General features: G+C 37.6%; 15 protein-coding genes. 1 reads left to right on the top strand and 14 read right to left on the bottom strand.

Features of this window, described 5'->3' with window-relative positions:
* Positions 1 to 72 precede the first annotated feature (72 nt).
* The 11 genes from IW16_RS23580 to amaB form a co-directional block, all read right to left on the bottom strand.
* Entirely contained in the window at positions 73 to 576 is a 504-nt protein-coding gene (locus IW16_RS23580; RefSeq protein WP_034750564.1) for a GNAT family N-acetyltransferase, read from the bottom strand.
* A gap of 10 nt (positions 577 to 586) precedes the next feature.
* Positions 587 to 1,066, bottom strand: coding sequence for a MarR family winged helix-turn-helix transcriptional regulator (locus IW16_RS23585; RefSeq protein ID WP_034750567.1), 480 nt, complete (start codon positions 1,064 to 1,066; stop codon positions 587 to 589).
* A complete protein-coding gene (locus IW16_RS23590; RefSeq protein WP_034750570.1) occupies positions 1,063 to 1,560 on the bottom strand; it encodes a GNAT family N-acetyltransferase in 498 nt (165 codons plus the stop codon). Before IW16_RS23590 ends, IW16_RS23585 begins: the two co-directional genes overlap by 4 nt.
* Positions 1,561 to 1,901: 341 nt before the next feature.
* The gene (locus tag IW16_RS23595) at positions 1,902 to 3,317 is read right to left on the bottom strand and encodes an efflux transporter outer membrane subunit (protein WP_034750573.1); all 1,416 of its coding nucleotides are present in this window, start codon (positions 3,315 to 3,317) and stop codon (positions 1,902 to 1,904) included.
* Positions 3,318 to 3,408: 91 nt separating this feature from the next.
* Positions 3,409 to 6,555, bottom strand: coding sequence for an efflux RND transporter permease subunit (locus IW16_RS23600; protein ID WP_034750576.1), 3,147 nt, complete (start codon positions 6,553 to 6,555; stop codon positions 3,409 to 3,411).
* 1 nt (position 6,556) lies between these two features.
* On the bottom strand, positions 6,557 to 7,744 hold the full coding sequence (locus IW16_RS23605) for an efflux RND transporter periplasmic adaptor subunit (protein ID WP_034750579.1): 1,188 nt from the start codon (positions 7,742 to 7,744) through the stop codon (positions 6,557 to 6,559).
* A 1-nt stretch (position 7,745) separates the two neighbouring features.
* Positions 7,746 to 8,204 (bottom strand): P-loop NTPase family protein, encoded by a 459-nt coding sequence (locus IW16_RS23610; protein ID WP_223878146.1) that lies wholly within the window; start codon positions 8,202 to 8,204, stop codon positions 7,746 to 7,748.
* Positions 8,205 to 8,318: 114 nt separating this feature from the next.
* Positions 8,319 to 8,831 carry a GNAT family N-acetyltransferase gene (locus tag IW16_RS23615; protein WP_034750585.1) on the bottom strand — a complete coding sequence of 171 codons (513 nt, stop codon included), beginning with the start codon at positions 8,829 to 8,831 and terminating at the stop codon, positions 8,319 to 8,321.
* A 200-nt stretch (positions 8,832 to 9,031) separates the two neighbouring features.
* Entirely contained in the window at positions 9,032 to 9,262 is a 231-nt protein-coding gene (locus IW16_RS23620; RefSeq protein ID WP_034750588.1) for a DUF2007 domain-containing protein, read from the bottom strand.
* A gap of 62 nt (positions 9,263 to 9,324) precedes the next feature.
* Complete coding sequence (gene lat, locus IW16_RS23625) at positions 9,325 to 10,650, bottom strand: L-lysine 6-transaminase (RefSeq protein ID WP_034750592.1); 1,326 nt, start codon at positions 10,648 to 10,650, stop codon at positions 9,325 to 9,327.
* 106 nt (positions 10,651 to 10,756) lie between these two features.
* Positions 10,757 to 12,307: an L-piperidine-6-carboxylate dehydrogenase gene (gene amaB, locus IW16_RS23630; protein ID WP_034750594.1), complete on the bottom strand. Its 1,551-nt coding sequence runs from the start codon at positions 12,305 to 12,307 to the stop codon at positions 10,757 to 10,759.
* Between the two features lie 135 nt (positions 12,308 to 12,442).
* On the opposite strand from amaB, the gene IW16_RS23635 reads away from it, so the two are divergent.
* Positions 12,443 to 12,646, top strand: a complete 204-nt coding sequence (locus IW16_RS23635; RefSeq protein WP_034750596.1) for a hypothetical protein — start codon at positions 12,443 to 12,445, stop codon at positions 12,644 to 12,646.
* A 150-nt stretch (positions 12,647 to 12,796) separates the two neighbouring features.
* Here the strand turns inward: IW16_RS23635 and IW16_RS27250 are convergent, their stop codons facing one another.
* The 3 genes from IW16_RS27250 to ccsA all read right to left on the bottom strand — a co-directional run bounded on the left by IW16_RS27250 (position 12,797) and on the right by ccsA (position 17,571).
* The gene (locus tag IW16_RS27250) at positions 12,797 to 13,102 is read right to left on the bottom strand and encodes a hypothetical protein (protein WP_034750598.1); all 306 of its coding nucleotides are present in this window, start codon (positions 13,100 to 13,102) and stop codon (positions 12,797 to 12,799) included.
* 38 nt (positions 13,103 to 13,140) lie between these two features.
* Positions 13,141 to 14,004, bottom strand: coding sequence for an SPFH domain-containing protein (locus IW16_RS23645; RefSeq protein WP_034750601.1), 864 nt, complete (start codon positions 14,002 to 14,004; stop codon positions 13,141 to 13,143).
* Between the two features lie 297 nt (positions 14,005 to 14,301).
* The gene (gene ccsA / locus IW16_RS23650; protein ID WP_034750604.1) at positions 14,302 to 17,571 is read right to left on the bottom strand and encodes a cytochrome c biogenesis protein CcsA; all 3,270 of its coding nucleotides are present in this window, start codon (positions 17,569 to 17,571) and stop codon (positions 14,302 to 14,304) included.
* Between the last annotated feature and the right edge of the window lie 278 nt (positions 17,572 to 17,849).

A 17,849-nucleotide genomic window follows, 5' to 3' on the forward strand; every position in this document is an offset into this window, starting at 1 on the left:
GAATAGTAATATTCGCTGCTATTTTGTTTAATATAAAGTAGTATTTAGTATGACTCTTTCCTTACTGATAAATTAATCTCTTCTTTCCGTTGCTTTTTCATAGCAATTGAATATGCCTTTTCGAAAACGCACAGTTCCTACAAGTTCATACCCTTTTTTAAGATAAACTGCATTAGCTGTATCATTCAACGAAAAAGCATCAAACCTGATGGACTGATATTGATGTTCAAGGGCATACTGCTCCGCAAATCGGATCATTTTGCTTGAAATTCCTTTTCCCTGAGCACTAGGTTTTACAAATAAGCGGTGAATAACAATAAATGGTTCCGGTGTTTTCCAACTTAGATCGTTGTACTCTTCATCACACCATTCATTAAGCGCCATATAGGCTAACAAGTCTCCCTCCTCTTCATAAACAAATCCTTCTTCTTTCTCAATATCCTCTGCCATTACCATTTTATTTGGGTATTCCTGATCCCATTGATCAATTCCTTCATTGAGCATATGAGCTTTTACTTCTTCCAGTACCTGAACTGCCTGAAGAAGATCTTCTGAAATTGCTTTTCTGACTGCCATTATTATATTTTTACTGAGAATTTTTAAGTTGTAATGCCCTCTGATAAAAAGACTGCTCCGCAATTTTTGCTTCTGCTTCATTGATAGCAGACAGAAGATGATTTTGGTTATCGGCAATCTCGCCAAGCACTTTGGATACCAGTTCCCAAACCGGCTTCATTTTTTCGATCAATTCAATACCTTTTGGAGACAGTATGATCAATCTTCTCCGCTCATCCTGTTTGTCTTTCTTAGACTGAATCAGTTTTTGTTTTTCCAGTTCTTTAAGAAGGCTTATAGTCGATGGATGAGTATATCCTATTTCGTTTGCAATTTCCACTACACTAAGCATTTTTTTGTGATGTAACGTAAAGATTACCGGAAACCATTTGGGTTCAAAATCAATTCCGAAGGATTTATAGATCATAGCACCATCCTTCCTCAGTTGCTCGCTGAGACGCTGAAGTCTGGTGGATATTGCCAAAATCCCCGATTCATCTATGATATTCATAACGTCTGGTTTATATTTAAAGAGTAGAAAACATTATCTGCATTCATCAACGGAAAACGTGCCGGAAGATTTTCTTTTTCTACCTGTACAAAATGATTCCTTTCATAAAATCGCATTGCCGCTTTCAATACATTTACAGTTCCTAAATATATGTGATCTATTCCATTTTCACGGCAGAAAACAATTAAAACCTCCAACAATTCCTGGGCGATATTAAGTTCCTTTCCTCTGAATTCTTTTTTAACGAACATCTTTCTCACCGCTCCTTCCCTTTCATCAAACTTCACCAAGGCTATAGAACCTACGAGTTCACCGTCAATAAAGGCTCCCCAAAAGTTTCCGCCAGGTACCATATAAAAACTTTCAATCTGTTTAAGATCCGGCTGGTCATCTATTGTGATAGGTACATTAAATTCTTTCTGCTGAATGGTTAAAATCAGATCAATCAGCTGATCCGAATACGTATTATCCAGTTGTTGAATAGCTACTTTCATGTCTTTGTTATTTTATAGAACAAAACTACGTAGTTTACTACATATACACAAATAAATTTAGCCTTTAAAATTTAACAGGCTTCTATATCCGCCTTAAATACAGGGATTAAAGCCGTTGAAAAAATATGAATAGACGACAAAACATCCTATTTTAAACTAATAAATAAGTGACATAGCCCATGATAAGCCCTGTATTTAATCATAGATAAAATCTTTTCATTTTACAGTAAAATCAAATCAATATTTTTGCGATCCAGAGCTTAACCAACGGGCATATAATAATAAAAAAAACGTACGCCATTTCTGACATACGTTTTTTATACTGACTGAATGAAAACAGTTTATTTCCATCCCCCGCCAAGAGCCTGATAAAGCTCTACGGCAGCTTTCATTTTATTGTATTCCGCATTGGAGATATTCAACTCTGCGTTTAATGAATTCACACTTGCATTTAATACTTCCAGATAATTGGCCATACCATAGTTGACTAATTCCTGAGAATATTCAACAGAATTCTTGTAGGCCTTCAGTTCCTTCTCTTTCAAATCAATATACGAATCCTGAACAGAGAAAACTCTGATAGCATCTGAAACTTCTTTTCCAGCTGTAAGAACCGTTTTTCTAAAGTTTAAATACGCAGTTTCCTGATTCGCCAAACTTACTTCGTAATTGGTTCTGATCGTTCTTTTATTTAAGATCGGCTGAGCCAAACCACCTACTACACTTGCAAATAATGAATTTACACTGAACAAATGATCAATATCCAGAGACTGAATTCCTCCGTTTCCTGTAATCTTTAAAGTTGGATAAAACTGAGCTTTAGCTGAGTTGGTCAGTTCGAAAGCATTCATCAGATTATATTCTGCTCTCATTACATCCGGACGGTTTGCCAGTAACTGGGCAGGATATCCCAATCTTAAATCAATCGGAACATTTTGAGTTTCCAGTGTAGACCTTTCAATGGCATGTGAGGGTTCTCCCATCAGCAGGCTCATCGTATTTTCCAACAGTTGAATCTGGGTATCTGTATCAATTAACAGAGACTTGGCATTGAAAACAAGGGCCTCACTCTGCTGAACAGCAACTTCCGTTAATGTTCCCGCAGCTTTTAAGGCTTTTGTAGTTTCTAAATTCTTCTCACGAACGGCAATCGTTTCTGTTATAATTTTCTTCTGAGCATCATAAGTCAACAATTGATAATATGAGGAAGCAATAGATGAGATTAAGTCGCTTTTTACTGCTTTATGGGCTGCAACCGTTCCCAGATACGTTGCCACCTGGGCTTTTTCCTGAGCTTTCATTTTCCCCCAAATATCAGCTTCCCAGCCAATACTAGCTGTAATATCAAGCTGGTTGATATACCTTCTGTCTCCAAACAGTCGTCCGGTCTGAGTATTTAAAGACTGGGTCTGGAAAGTATAGCCGGGCCCAACCGTTAATGTAGGAGCATAAGCAGCCTTGCTCTGCTTTAAGAAGGCCTCTGCAGAAATAATGCTCTGCAGGGCAATTCTTATATCTAAGTTGTTGTCTAGAGCTTTAGAAATATGTCCCTGCAGTATAGGATCTGTGAAAATTTCTTTCCAGGAAATGTTCGCGATATTGGCACTGTCAGAAGGAAGCATATCGGTACGGAAAAGCTTTTCGTCCACAACACTTTTCGGTCTCTCATATTCTTTTCTGGCCATACACGATGTGATGGAGCCAAGTATGACAGCTGAAAAAGTGATTCCTTTTATGATGTTTAATAAACTCTTCATTGTTTTTAATTAGAAATTAGATAGTAGAGGTTAGAAGCTTGATATCAGAATTAATTTTCCAATACCCAGCCTCTGACTTCCCTACTTAAATTTATTCTGCTAAATTGATGTCTTCTTTTTTAAGCGGCTTCACTTTTTCCTGCAAAGTCTGGAACATGACATACAAAACAGGAATTACAATAAGTCCTAAAATAGTACCTATCAATAACCCGATTGCAGCCCCCGTTGCAATAGATCTGTTCCCTACCGCACCAATTCCGCTGGCTAAAACCAATGGTAATAAACCAAAGATGAACGCAAATGATGTCATCAAAATTGGTCTTAATCTGGCTTTTGCAGCATTGATGGCAGACATAACAATGGTTTCACCATGATGCCTTCTCTGAACCGCAAATTCGATAATCAAAATTGCATTTTTCGCGAGCAACCCGACAAGCATAATCAAAGCGATCTGGAAATAAATATTGTTTTCCAAGCCCATTATTTTTTGTCCAAAATAGGCTCCCATTACCCCAAGAGGAAGAGAAATTACCACAACCAAAGGAAGGATATAACTTTCATACTGAGCAGAAAGAATGAAGTAAACGAAGATTAAACTCAATCCAAAGATCAAAAGTGTTTGAGATCCTGAATTCAATTCTTCTCTTGTTAACCCGGTAAACTCTACATCATAATTTTGATTTAAAGTTTCTTTTGCAACATCCTGTACTGCCGTAATAGCATCCCCTGAACTGAATCCTGCAGAATTGGCTCCTGTAATCTTCACAGAAGTAAACAGGTTGTATCGGCTTACAGACTGCGGACCGTATGCCTTTTTCAGCGTTACAAACTGAGAAATCGGTGACATTACTCCGGAAGCAGTTCTTACATATAATTCATTTAAATTATTGATGTTTTGTCTGTTTTCAGGAAGCGCCTGCACCATTACCCTGAACTGTTTTCCGTATTTTGTAAAGTCGGCAGTATAAACTCCTCCGATATATCCCTGCATCGTACTTAAAATTGTACTTACAGAAACTCCCATCTGTTTAGCCAAAGGAACATTGATGTCCATTTGATACTGAGGATATTTTGTATTAAATGATGACTGAGCAAATTCAATTTCAGGTCTCTGCATCAGCTTTCCGATGAACTCATTGGTTTTATCATCAAGATCAGCATAATCACCTCCCGATTTATCTAACAGTACCATTTCAAAACCGGCACTGTTACCAAAACCAGGGACACTCGGAGGCTGGAAGAATACCACTTTCGCATCCGGAACTTTTCCTGAAATACCGAATAGTTTTTTAGTAATATCTTCAGAAGTCTGATTGTCTTTTTTCCTTTCGTCAAATGGTTTTAACTTAATGAAAGCAAGACCGTTATTACTACCGTTTCCTGATAGGAAACCTCTCCCTGTAGAAATCGTAACATTTTGTACTCCAGGAACTTTCATTGCATTAGCCTGAAGTGTTTTCAAAACGTTATAGGTTCTTTCCATGGAAGCACCCGGAGGAAGCTGTACATCTGTAAAGATGATCCCTCTGTCTTCTGTAGGTACAAAACCTTTTTTCATCGTAGAACTTGCCCAGAATAAAATACCTCCTGTAACTGCAAAAATGATTAAAGTAACCCATTTATGTCTTAACAGGAACACAAATCCTCTTCCGTAACGATCGGTTGTCGTTTTGAAAGCGATATTAAATTTATAGAAAAACTTCTGTAAAAAGTTTAAATTTTTATATTCTTTATGATGCTCTGAGTGAGGTTTTAAGAATAACGAACATAATACAGGACTTAAAGTCAATGCGTTAATCGCAGAAATGATAATCGCTATAATCAGTGTAATACCAAACTGCTGATAGAACACCCCTGTTGGACCTGTAATAAACGTCACCGGAACGAATACTGCCGCCATTACCAAAGTAATGGAGATAATAGCCCCTGTGATCTCATCCATGGCCTCTACAGTCGCTTTTTTAGCATCAGCAATACCGTGCTCCATCTTGGCGTGAACGGCCTCGACGACGACAATGGCGTCATCGACCACAATACCGATGGCGAGTACCAATGCAAATAACGTTAATAGGTTTAATGAATATCCAAATAAATTCAGGAAGAAAAATGCACCCACAATCGATACCGGAACTGCAATCGCCGGAATTAATGTGGACCTGAAGTCCTGTAAGAAGATATACACAACAATAAATACCAGAATAAAGGCTTCAATTAAGGTATGAACAACCTTTTCAATTGATGCATCCAGGAATTCGTTGGTATCAAAGTTAAAGGTATATTTTACACCTTCAGGAAAACTGCCTTCAGCTGATTTTAGATACGTTTTAATATTTTTAATGATGTCCTGAGCATTCGAACCCGGTGTCTGGAAGATCCCCATACTGATGGAAGGGTTGTTTCCGTTTTCCCCGACTCCTGAATAGGACTGCCCTGCCAATTCAACTTTAGCAACATCTTTCAGCATTAAGTTCTGTCCGTCAGGAAGCGCTTTAATAATGATATTGTCATATTGGTCTTTTTCGTTGAATTTTCCGACATATTTAATGATATATTCAAAAGAACTACCACTGTTTTGTCCGATAGAACCAGCCGCTGCTTCTCTACTCTGCTCATTGATCGCCGCAGTAACATCATCCGGAGTTAATCCGTAAGCTGCCATTTTTGAAGGATCCAGCCAAACTCTCATGGAATAGTTTTTACCTCCGAAAACGTTGGCATCACCTACCCCATTAATCCTTTTTAAGTTTGGAATAACATTGATATTCAAAAAGTTTTGAAGGTATACATCATCTAAGTCTTTATTTTCAGAATAGAAAGACATATACATCAAGGCACTCGTCTGCTGTTTCTGTGTGACAACTCCGGAACGGGTTACCTCACTTGGAAGTAACGGTGTTGCTCTCGTAACACGGTTTTGTACGTTTACGGCAGCAATATCCGGATCAATTCCCTGTTTAAAGAACACCTGGATCTGTGCTGAACCGTCATTTCCTGCACTCGAAGTAATGTAATCCATTCCTTCCACCCCGTTGATCTGTTCTTCCAAAGGTACTACAACACTCTTCATCACAGTTTCCGCATTGGCTCCTGTATAGTTTGCTGAAACGCTTACTGTGGGAGGAGCAATATCGGGATACTGTGTGACTGGCAGGGAAATTAATCCCAAAACACCGAGAATCACAATCAAAATTGAGATTACGGTGGATAAAACCGGTCTGTTAATAAAGTTCTTTATCATGCTAGAATTTCGGTTTTATAGATTGTACAAGGCTATCCATTTTTACAGGTTTTGGTTTCACAGCAGTTCCTGTTTTTAATCCTCCGATACCTGCAGCAACGATCATTTCACCTTTATTGATGCCTGATTTTATTAAAGCCATATTGTCAATTCTGTCGATTACATTAATCACAACATTTCTCGCAGTATCCCCTTTATCAACTTTATAGACGTACACGATACCCTGCTGTTCGTATGTTGCGCTTTCAGGAACGACCAATACATTATTGTAAGATTTTGGCAATCTGATAGACCCACTGTTCCCATTGCTCAATAATTTCTGAGGGTTTGAGAAGGCAACTCTGAACTGAATAGTACCTGTTGTAGCATCAATTTGTCCTGTAATGGCTTCAATTCTTCCCTTTTCAGAATAAATACTTCCGTTGGCAAGCTGTAACTCAACCATTGGAAGGTTTTTTATTTTCTCGGACATGGTAGCTCCGGGAGATTTTTCAAGGAAATCAAAATATTCCTTTTCATTCATGGAAAAGTAAGCAAACAATTCAGAAGTATCTGAAATGGTAGTTAATGCCGTCTGATCCGTCGGACCAACTAAGCTACCTACTTTTAAAGGCAGTTTACCTATAACTCCGGAAATAGGCGCACGAATGACAGAATACTCAATATTCGCGGCTACCCCTTTATAATTGGCTGAAGCCTGCTGTTTTGCTGCCATTGACTGCTGCAACTGGGCTTTTGCCTGAGATAAATTAGCCTGAGCGGTCTGCAGCTGAACATCACTGATGATATTTTTGGCAACCAAAGGTTTTAATTTATTGACTTCGACCTGAGCTGCATTGACCGCTGCCTGTGAAGCGGCAATAGTTGATTCAGCGGCACCGATTCCAGCTTTTGCTGCGGCTGCATTTTCTGTCAGAATATTGGTTTCAAGACGGAACAAAGGCTGTCCTTTTGTAACATACTGCCCTTCATCCACTAAAACCTGAGTGATATATCCCTGTATTTTCGCACGTACATCATTGTTGACTCTTCCTTGTATGGTAGCTGGAAATGTCTGATAACCTACGATATTTTTTGCCTCCACGTTGATCACAGGATATGGTTTTGCACCATCCTGTTTTGGAGCTTCTTTTTTGCAGGCTGTGAGAGAAAACGCTGCAATAGAAAGTATAACTAGCTTATTATTCATTTTAAAGTTTATTAAGAGATTCCTGAATATTTTCTATGTTCTTATTTAAAAGTGCTTTGTAGGCTTCTATTTTTTCGTTGTATTCATTATCATGATTTTTTTTAAAGTTGTTTAGGTCATCCAGCAGTTTGAGTTCGTCCTTCATTTTTTGAACAATTTTTTCAAATCTGATCTTCTTGTACTCGTCATTGATGAAAAAATACCGCTTTCGCTCATCCATTTTGTTATGGTCGACGATGAGCTGTGCATTCAGCAGCAGTGAAATACTGGTGGACACAGAGCTTTTGCTTGCAGAAAGCACTTCGACAAATTCATCAAAAGTAATTCCTACTTTCTCATAATCGAAAAGAAGGTAGGAATAAATCTTGGATGCTAAAGGGGGCAAGTTGAAAACGGTGCCATAAAACTTTACGGCATCTTGAAAAATTTTCTCATCAATTTCTATACTTTGGTGCATCATATAAAAATTTTGACAAAAGTAGAAATTAGTTCAGAACTAAACGAACAAAACACGATAGAGTTTATAAATACAGAGTCTTTTAAAAATTCAATGACAAATGATTTAACCTTTTGCCTAAATTATAATCTTCTCATAAGCCTTTCTCATTCCGTCCGCCAAGAGCACTTCTCCACAATAAGAATATCCTTTGCTTTCAAGAATCTTCAGCATGGCGATATTATCATAATTTGTATCTACTTTTATACTTTGAATTCCCTGGGATTTTGTAAAATCTTCAATATGATCAAACAATTTTTTCACCATTCCCTGTCCGGCAAATTTTCCATCAACCGCTACTCTATGCACGACAACAAATTCTCCATCACTTAACCAGGCACCTTCGATCGTACTGTAGGCGGGCTCATCATTTAATATCAAGGCTGCATATACGGCAATTTCACCATCTACGGTAAGAACATAAGCAAAACCTTTTGCGATATCACTTTCTACTGTTCCCATATTGGGATAACCATTCTGCCATTGGGTACTTCCGTCCTGTTTTCTCCTTTCAATGGATTGCTGGATAATTTCCCAGATCACATTTCTGTCTTCAATTTCAGCTTTTCTCAGCTTAGTTTCTAAATTCATTGTCGGTTCATTTTTAATTGAGAAATTAAAAAATAAAGAGGTTCGTTATTTCAATTCAGGCGAGTGACTCTTCATTCATTAATCTCCTAATCTGTAGATTCTTATATATTTTGGGTCTTTATTTTTGAATCAAAAAACCGAAAACTAATTAAAATTAATTTTCGGTTCGAAGTAGTAAAATTTAAAATTATGAAATTGTTTTATTGATTTTCACTTTGTTGAAGATAAGCATCTATTATCTCAAATGCTTTCTTCTCGTCTTCCAGATCCACCATAATTTTTAGCGACGTCGCAGTAGGCGTTGTCGTAAAGGTAAGATAACTGTTTTCGACGCTGTTTGTAATTTGTGCATCATCCAATTTAGACTTTATTAACTGGATTTCTGAAGGTTTATCACTTTCAAAAACCGATACTCTCGTACTTCTTTCCATATTCTATATCGTTTGAGTATCTAAATGTACAATGTTTTTTTTAAAATTACAAATCTTTGGTTTTAAATTTTATTAAGATTGCTCTCGATTTTATCTAAAGCCAACTGAATTTCTTCCTGAGTAACATTCAGATGTGGTCTGAAACGAAGTGACTGATCTCCACATGGAAGAATGATCAATCCGTCTTTGAAAAGCTCGTTCATCAGATGGTTTCTCTGCTCTCCTGAAGGAAGATCAATAGCACACATCAAACCTCTTCCTCTTGCATTTGAAATTTTCTCAGGATATTTTTGAGCCAGTTCTTTTAATCTTTCCAATAAATAATCACCAACCACTCTTGCATTTTCAACCAGATTTTCTTTTTCGATTACTTCCATGACCAACTGGAAACGAAGCATGTCGATAAAGTTCCCTCCGAAAGTAGAGTTAATTCTTGAACTTTCTCTGAAAACATTATTTGGAATCTCATCGAATTTTTCTTTATTCGCTAAAACACCACAAACCTGTGCTTTTTTACCAAAGGAAATGATATCCGGTTTTGCTGTAAAATGCTGGAACGCCCACATTTTCCCTGTAATGGCAATACCTGTCTGAACTTCATCAAAAATCAGCAGGATTTCATTCTGATCACACAGTTTTCTTAATCCCATTAAGAACTCGTCTCTAAAGTGGTTGTCACCACCTTCAGCCTGGATAGGCTCAATAATGATGCATGCTACTTTATCAGGGTTCATTAAAATGGCTTCTTCGATCTGAAGAAGTGCCAGCCTTTCGTTTTTGATTGTTTCTTCTAAATTTTCCTCTGTAATAGGGAAAGACAATTTAGGATTTAAAATCCTTGGCCAGTCGAAAAGTGGGAAATACTGATATTTTCTTGGGTCAGAAGTATTAGTAAGGCTTAATGTATAACCGCTTCTTCCGTGAAATGCCTGTCTGAAATGAATACAGATCCCGGCTTCTATCTGAAGTCCTTTTTCAAAATTCTTTCGCGTTTTCCAGTCGAAGCACGCCTTCATTGCATTTTCCACTCCTAAACTTCCACCTTCAATAAAGAAAGCATACTGTAGTTCTTCAGGAATCACTACTCTTTCGAAAACTTCAAGAAAGTGAGCATATTCTTCTGAGTACACGTCTGCCAAAGTAGGCTTATTGACAGCCATTCTTCCCAACCATTCAGATCTTTCTACAAGATAAGGATGATTGTATCCTACAGACGCTGATGCAAACATCGAGAACATGTCAAGATATTCTTTGTCTGTAAGTTTGTCATAAAGCCATGAGCCGTGGGATCTTTCAATATCCATCACAAAATCAAAGCCGTCTGCCAAAACGTGTCTTCCTACTGTTTCTTTTACTTTATTTGCTTTTATATCAATTGTTTGTTCCATAATTAACTGTGTTTGATTTAAAAATTGAATGATTAAAAAGATTTAAACATTCCAGGTTATTAATTTTTAAATTTTTAAATCGGTAAAATGATTTAAATTAGAATTTTTACAGGTCGAATTTGATCCCTTGTGCTAAAGGAAGCTGAGCTGTATAATTTATAGTGTTGGTTTGTCTTCTCATATAGTATTTCCAAACATCCGAACCAGATTCTCTTCCACCTCCGGTTTCTTTTTCACCACCAAAAGCACCTCCGATTTCAGCACCAGAAGTTCCGATGTTGACGTTGGCAATACCGCAGTCTGAACCTGCATGAGAAAGGAATAATTCTGCTTCTCTAAGATTCTGAGTCATGATAGCAGATGACAATCCCTGAGGAACATCATTCTGGATAGCAATTGCTTCCTCTAATGTTTTGTATTTGATCAGATATAAGATCGGCGCGAAAGTCTCGTGCTGAACGATCTCGTAAGAGTTTTTAACTTCTGCGATACATGGTTTAACATAGCATCCTGATTCATATTCTTTTCCACTTAAGACACCGCCTTCAACAGCGAATTTTCCGCCTTCTTTCTTACATTTCTTGATAGCCTCTTCATATTGGTTAACCGCATCCACATCGATAAGTGGTCCTACATGATTATTCTCATCCAACGGATTTCCTATTTTCAACTGCCCGTAAGCTTTTACCAATCTGGTCTTCACTTCGTTGTATACGCTTTCATGGATAATCAGTCTTCTGGTAGACGTACATCTTTGTCCTGCTGTACCTACGGCTCCGAAAACGGCTCCGATGATAGACATGTCGATATCTGCATCTTTGGTGATAATAATGGCATTATTTCCTCCCAATTCAAGGATAGATTTTCCAAATCTTTCTGCTACTTTAGAAGAAACCATTCTTCCTACTCTTGTAGAACCTGTGAAAGAAACTAAAGAAACACGCTTATCATCAACTAATTTCTGCCCGATCTCATGGTCAGAAACCAATACGCTTGATACACCTTCAGGAAGATTATTTTCCTTTATTACTTCAGCCATAATATTCTGGCACGCGATAGCGCATAATGGTGTTTTTTCTGATGGCTTCCAGATTGTAACGTTTCCGCAAATCCATGCAAGAGCCGTATTCCATGCCCATACGGCAACCGGGAAGTTGAAAGCGGTAATGATACCTACAACTCCAAGCGGATGATACTGTTCGTACATTCTGTGACCAGGTCTTTCTGAATGCATCGTATACCCATGAAGCTGTCTTGATACACCTACTGCAAAATCACAGATATCAATCATTTCCTGAACTTCTCCCAGACCTTCCTGAAGGGATTTACCCATTTCATAAGAAACAAGTTTTCCAAGGTCGTCTTTATATGTTCTTAATTTCTGGCCAAGCTGCCTAACGATCTCACCTCTTTTAGGAGCAGGGATAGATCTAAACTCCTGAAACGCCTTCTGAGCCGTCTCAATTACCTTGTCATAATCACTTTCTCCGGAAGTCTTAATTTTAGCGATTAGTCTGCCATCTACGGGAGAAAAACTTTCTATTGTTTTACCCGAAGCAAAATATTTTCCGCCCACTGAAGTCCCCTTATTTTCTTCTTTGATACCAAGGTTTTTGAGTGTTTTTTCGATTCCGAAATCCTTTACTTTTTTAGACATAAAATGTTACTTTTCGTTTCCTCTAAAGATAGAAATATTATGCGAACCTCAAAATTTTAATTTTTAACGTACTTTTTTATTTGGACTAATTATAAACATGATTATCTTTGTAACGTAATCTTTTGAATTTCAGAAATGGAAAATAATAATACAGTAGAGAATAATAATGCAGGTGAAGAAAAAAAAAGCTCCAAATGGAAGAGTCTGGTTAAGAAGTTTGGTGTTGGCGGTATTATATTCTTCACAGTAAAGGGAATCATTACATCGACTCTTATTTATTTTCTTGGTAAAAATTTCTGGACTGTAATCAGCAATTACTTTTCAACACTATTTCAATAAACAGCTGGTATATTAAAAATAAAAAAGCAGAGAAATTTTCTCTGCTTTCTTCGTTAGTAAGGTTAATTGAATTAGAAATGTTTGGTTATTCTATTGAATCGGTGACAGCCAACATCTCATTGTCATGCTACCTTTCACCCATAGTATATCCTATGCTTCTTCGTCTTTCTTTTTCCTCCCTGAATTGACCAGGCTTTGATGAAGCAGATATTCAATCTGCCCATTCACACTCCTGAATTCGTCATTAGCCCACTTCTCCACCATCTTATAAGTAGATTCATCGATTCTTATGACGAAGGACTTCTTTCCTTTTGTCTCGGAGGGTTTTGAAGTTTTTTCCGATTTCATTTTTTCACTTGCCTGTTTAGTAATACTTTTAGATACTGCAGAAGATGCAAAGACTTCGTTTAAAATAAACTTTATGTCAGTGAGAAGACATTTCAGCCAGCTGATCATAAGAATTCATTTTTCATTCTTCACTCTCAATTCTTCATTTAATAAAGAGTTCCTGCATTTAAGATGGGCTGAGCTGCTTTTTCACCGCAAAGTACCACCATTAAATTGCTTACCATAGCTGCTTTTCTTTCGTCATCAAGCTCTACAATATTTTCTGCTGAAAGTTTTTTCAAAGCCAGATCAACCATTCCTACAGCACCTTCCACAATTTTGGTTCTTGCGGCTACAATGGCAGTTGCCTGCTGTCTCTGAAGCATTGCTCCAGCAATTTCCGAGGCATAAGCAAGATGGGAAATTCTCGCTTCCTGAATGATGATTCCTGCTTTTGAAAGACGGTCGGTAAGTTCCTGTTCCAAAATAGAATTGATCTTATCTCCCCCTTCTCTCAAGGTAATGGGTGCATGGTCATCTTCTAAATTATCATAAGGAAAACTCATCGCCAAATGACGAACGGCAGCCTCACTTTGCATTTTTACGAAATCCGAATACCGCTCAACATCGAAAGCTGCTTTGTAAGTATCTCCTACTTTCCATACCATTACCACTCCAATTTCGATTGGATTACCCATTTTGTCATTCACCTTCAAAGTCTGTCCCTGCAGGTTTTCTGAACGCAATGACATTTTTTGTGATGAATACAGAGGATTGATAAAAAACAATCCATTATCCTTTACCGTTCCTACATACTTTCCGAAGAAATTCAATACTCTCGAGTGATTAGGCTGAATAATCATCAGTCCTTTCAGAAAGAAGCAGAACAGCAGAAAGCAAAGCATTGCAAGAATCACATACGTAATACTCTGCTCAACTCCGGAAATAAAAAAATAAACAGCTCCGGCAAATAAAATTAGACAGAATACCAGTGCCAGATAACCCGACATGGGCTTTAATACTTTTTCCATGATTGTAATTTTTAATTTGATATTATTTTGATATCATAAAGATATAAATAAGTTTTGAATTTTGAGATATTGATGATGAGTTTTTTCGCGGTATGAATCGCGTGTGACAAGATTCGGATTATGTGGTGGAAAGATCAGATGTGAGATTCATGGTATAAGCTTGGGATTATGATGAACGAATTGGGAATTCAAATTCATTATTTATAATCCGAAAAGCCGTATGCAGTATCCCGAATCCGGCACAAAAAAAATCCCGGAAAATAAATTCCAGGATTTCAATTGTTATGTGTTGAAGGTTTATTTTTTGGTTAAACCTTTAAATTTAAAGTAAGATGCAACTGCTAAAAGAAGCATTGTTGCCAACCCTATGTATACCCAAGCCGGAACCGGGACAGGATCACCTGCTGCATAAGAGTGAAGTCCGCTCAGATAATAGTTAACTCCGAAGTACGTCATTACCATCGAACAGAAAGCAAACATCGTTGCTACATGGAATGCCCATCTGCTTCTTAATCCAGGCACCAATCTCATGTGTAAAACAAAAGCATAAACCATAATTGAGATGAAAGCCCACGTCTCCTTTGGATCCCAGCTCCAGTATCTACCCCAAGATTCATTGGCCCAGATACCCCCTAAGAAGTTTCCTACTGTTAAAGCAAAAAGACCGATTGTAAGTGACATTTCAGAAACGATTACCAATTCTTTCAATGTTGTATCGTGATGAAGTTTATACGTTTCTTTATTTGAAATAATATAAAATACAAGAGATATTACCGCAATGATCATCGACAGGGCAAAGAAACCGTAACTTGATACAATGATCGCTACGTGAACAATCAGCCAGTATGATTTCAATACCGGAACAAGCGGTGTAATCTGTGGATCAAGTGAAGAACCTCCGTGCGCAAATCCCATCATAATAACAGCAACCATAAATCCAGCCGCAGGAATAAGTGCATTTGCGTTTCTATATAAAGCCAGACCCGCTGAAATTCCTACCCATGAAATAAAGATAATTGCTTCATATCCGTTGCTCCAAGGGGCGTGGCCTGAAATATACCATCTGGCTACCAATCCTAAGAAATGTAAAACATAACCGATTGAACCCAGTACAATAATGACTTTAATTATCTTTTTTAAAAGTTTGTTAGGTTTAAATAATTCCACAAAACCTAAAATAAGTAGTAATCCTCCTATGATCGTGTAGAAGATTAGAAGCTTGAAGTTCAAATTAACTTCATTCATGAAAACTTCCAGGTCAACTTTTGACTTTGAAGGGACAACATTTTTACCCCACTTCTGCTGATATTCTGAAAGTTTAGCCAGTTCCGTATCTGCTTTACTCCAGTTTCCTGATTTCTGAGCCTGAAGTACTTCTGCAAAATACGGTCCCATAACCTGCTGAGATTCCATATCCGGTTCCATTTTCTGGTCCAGCCATGAATGCCATGTATGGTTGGCATCATTTTTCACAGGAACAATTCTCATAAACTGACCACTGAAAAATTCATTAAAAATCTGTACTCTTTCGTTTACTTTGATGACTTGTTTATCGTATTCAGTCTGTTCTGCCGGTTTTTTACGAAAAGCGGTATTATAGTCATCTTCTAATATATAGGTCAAATTTCCATTGGCATCTGCCGGGAAAAGATTCATCAGAGAAGTAAGCCCATCCTCATTCGCTTTTGTTTTCTTCAGTAAACCAGTCCCTCCTTTGGCTTCAACTGTAATCATTGGAACCATTGTCCAGCTTGGAGTATCCGTATTAACTGATAAGAACCATTGGTTTGCAGTAAGAGATTTACCGTCTGTCCCTCTGAATGCATCTTTTTTATAAAGTTTTCTTAAAACATCAAGAGCCTGTGTATTGATGGGAACAATTCTACCTTCAAAGTTTTGAACCAAAAGATATCCGAACTTGTCTGCATGCTCTTTACTTATTTTATTTCTGGCAATGATCTCATCTGCAGTGATCATTCTCATTTTGCTTAATGGAGCAGCCAGAGAGTTCTGTTTTGGAGCAGCACCATCAAGCGGTTGGGCAGACGGAGCCGGTGCGTGAGTATGTCCGTCACCTTCTACGTGTACATGTTCTCTGCTTCCGTCGGTTGTTCCGTGTGTTTCAATTTTCTGTGCGTTTAATCCTAAACTTAATAGTACTAAAAGTACTGCTGCTGCTTTCTTTTTGTTAACATCGGTCAGCATTTTATTTAATTTCCAGAAGTGAGTTCCCTTCCAGAAGAAGATTACAAACATTCCCAGGAACAGAAGTCCATATCCGATATAAGAAATAAGTGTTCCCCAGAAGTCGTGGTTCACAGAAAGTACAGTTCCCATTCTGTCCGGATCAAAACTTGACTGGAAGAAACGGTATCCTTTATGGTTAAGAACGTGATTCATGTAAATTTTATAGGGTGTTTCTTTTCCTTCGTCAATGATTTTTACGTGGCTTTCGTAAGCACTCGGAGAGCTACTTCCCGGATAAGTTTCCATAACGAAGTCGTCCAGTTTCAATGCAAATGGAGTGGTATATACTTTAGGTCCGAAACCTACCATAATATTAAGCCCGTCCATGGTTACCTGTTTGTAAGCGTTCGGGTTTCCTTTTTCTACGGAAAGATCAACCATTTGCTTGGTTTTTGGCCCCTGGAGTTCTATTCTCATTACATCCGGCACCATGGCATCTTTCTTTTTATCGCCTTCAAAAGCCATCAGCCTTCCTTTTTTAAGACCTTCAGGTACAACCAGTTTCAACTCGTTGATGGTATATAAACTTCTCAATACCAAAGGCTGGAACTCATCCTTCTTGGTGCTTCCTGTAGCCTGTGTTGCCATGGTCATAAAGGCAGCGTCAACAGGTGTTTTGATGAATATTTTCCCATCTTCTTTTTTAAATTCCACCGCTCCTTCGATCGCTCTGTTGAACGTTACCAAAGTTCCGTTGATAGATTTTGTTTCTCCCGATTTGATATAAATATTCTGTCTTCCGGTAGTTCCCGTAGAAACAAGATGTAGATATTCTGCCCCATTGGGCTCAGCAATTAAACTGTCTTTTTTTCTCTGGATATAATCTTTTGTGAAAACCTTTACTTCTTTTCCGTGGAAATCATAGGTTGCTTTAAAGTCTTTATGCAGAGGAGACATTAAATAAGGAACATCCTTATAGTTAAGAACATCGCCTTTCTCCTCGATCTGGATCTTAAAGAAATTTTTATCGGTCACAATCTCGTTGGAAGTCTCTCCTTCCCGGATGTGCATTGTGCCTTCAAAACTGATGTATCTTGTAATTGCACCCCCTATAAAAATAAGTATAAAGGCAAGGTGAAAGACCAGAACCGGCCATTTTTCTCTTTTCCACAGTCGATATCTTGCGATATTTCCTACGAAGTTGAGAATGAGCAGAAACATGATTAATTCAAACCATTTTGCTTCATAAATTAAAGCTTTAGCTGTAGGAGTGCCATAATCGTTTTCTAAAAACGTTGCATAAGCCATCGCAAATGCATACACCAGTAACAGCACAGCCATTGTTCTGGTTGAGATAAGAATATCTTGGAGCTTCTTCATGATTTATTTTACTTGACATGCAAAAATAAGGATGATAAACAACAAAGAGGATAAAAAAAGCTGTTTTTTGTCACTTTGAAGCCTATTTGCGTTATTTTGAACCATTCTTAATAACCATAAAATCATTAACGAAAATTCAATTTTTAAAATCATAAAGTTCAAGATGCAATATACCTATCCGTATTATTGAGATCTTCTATTTATTCAGCTGTACTTATTGTACAAAAAGGAGCAGTCATATTTTCTCAACGATCATCATGCACAACATAACAATCTAA

Origin of the sequence: Chryseobacterium vrystaatense, from assembly GCF_000737765.1 — a bacterium.
In the GTDB taxonomy this organism is placed as follows: Bacteria; Bacteroidota; Bacteroidia; order Flavobacteriales; family Weeksellaceae; genus Chryseobacterium; species Chryseobacterium vrystaatense.

What these genes read in the sequence shown, in the direction of transcription:
- IW16_RS23580 (WP_034750564.1), bottom strand. Translation starts at nt 576, where the DNA reads ATGGCAGTCAGAAAAGCAATTTCAGAAGATCTTCTTCAGGCAGTTCAG.
- IW16_RS23585 (WP_034750567.1), bottom strand. Translation starts at nt 1,066, where the DNA reads ATGAATATCATAGATGAATCGGGGATTTTGGCAATATCCACCAGACTT.
- IW16_RS23590 (WP_034750570.1), bottom strand. Translation starts at nt 1,560, where the DNA reads ATGAAAGTAGCTATTCAACAACTGGATAATACGTATTCGGATCAGCTG.
- IW16_RS23595 (WP_034750573.1), bottom strand. Translation starts at nt 3,317, where the DNA reads ATGAAGAGTTTATTAAACATCATAAAAGGAATCACTTTTTCAGCTGTC.
- IW16_RS23600 (WP_034750576.1), bottom strand. Translation starts at nt 6,555, where the DNA reads ATGATAAAGAACTTTATTAACAGACCGGTTTTATCCACCGTAATCTCA.
- IW16_RS23605 (WP_034750579.1), bottom strand. Translation starts at nt 7,744, where the DNA reads ATGAATAATAAGCTAGTTATACTTTCTATTGCAGCGTTTTCTCTCACA.
- IW16_RS23610 (WP_223878146.1), bottom strand. Translation starts at nt 8,204, where the DNA reads ATGATGCACCAAAGTATAGAAATTGATGAGAAAATTTTTCAAGATGCC.
- IW16_RS23615 (WP_034750585.1), bottom strand. Translation starts at nt 8,831, where the DNA reads ATGAATTTAGAAACTAAGCTGAGAAAAGCTGAAATTGAAGACAGAAAT.
- IW16_RS23620 (WP_034750588.1), bottom strand. Translation starts at nt 9,262, where the DNA reads ATGGAAAGAAGTACGAGAGTATCGGTTTTTGAAAGTGATAAACCTTCA.
- lat (WP_034750592.1), bottom strand. Translation starts at nt 10,650, where the DNA reads ATGGAACAAACAATTGATATAAAAGCAAATAAAGTAAAAGAAACAGTA.
- amaB (WP_034750594.1), bottom strand. Translation starts at nt 12,307, where the DNA reads ATGTCTAAAAAAGTAAAGGATTTCGGAATCGAAAAAACACTCAAAAAC.
- IW16_RS23635 (WP_034750596.1), top strand. Translation starts at nt 12,443, where the DNA reads ATGGAAAATAATAATACAGTAGAGAATAATAATGCAGGTGAAGAAAAA.
- IW16_RS27250 (WP_034750598.1), bottom strand. Translation starts at nt 13,102, where the DNA reads ATGATCAGCTGGCTGAAATGTCTTCTCACTGACATAAAGTTTATTTTA.
- IW16_RS23645 (WP_034750601.1), bottom strand. Translation starts at nt 14,004, where the DNA reads ATGGAAAAAGTATTAAAGCCCATGTCGGGTTATCTGGCACTGGTATTC.
- ccsA (WP_034750604.1), bottom strand. Translation starts at nt 17,571, where the DNA reads ATGAAGAAGCTCCAAGATATTCTTATCTCAACCAGAACAATGGCTGTG.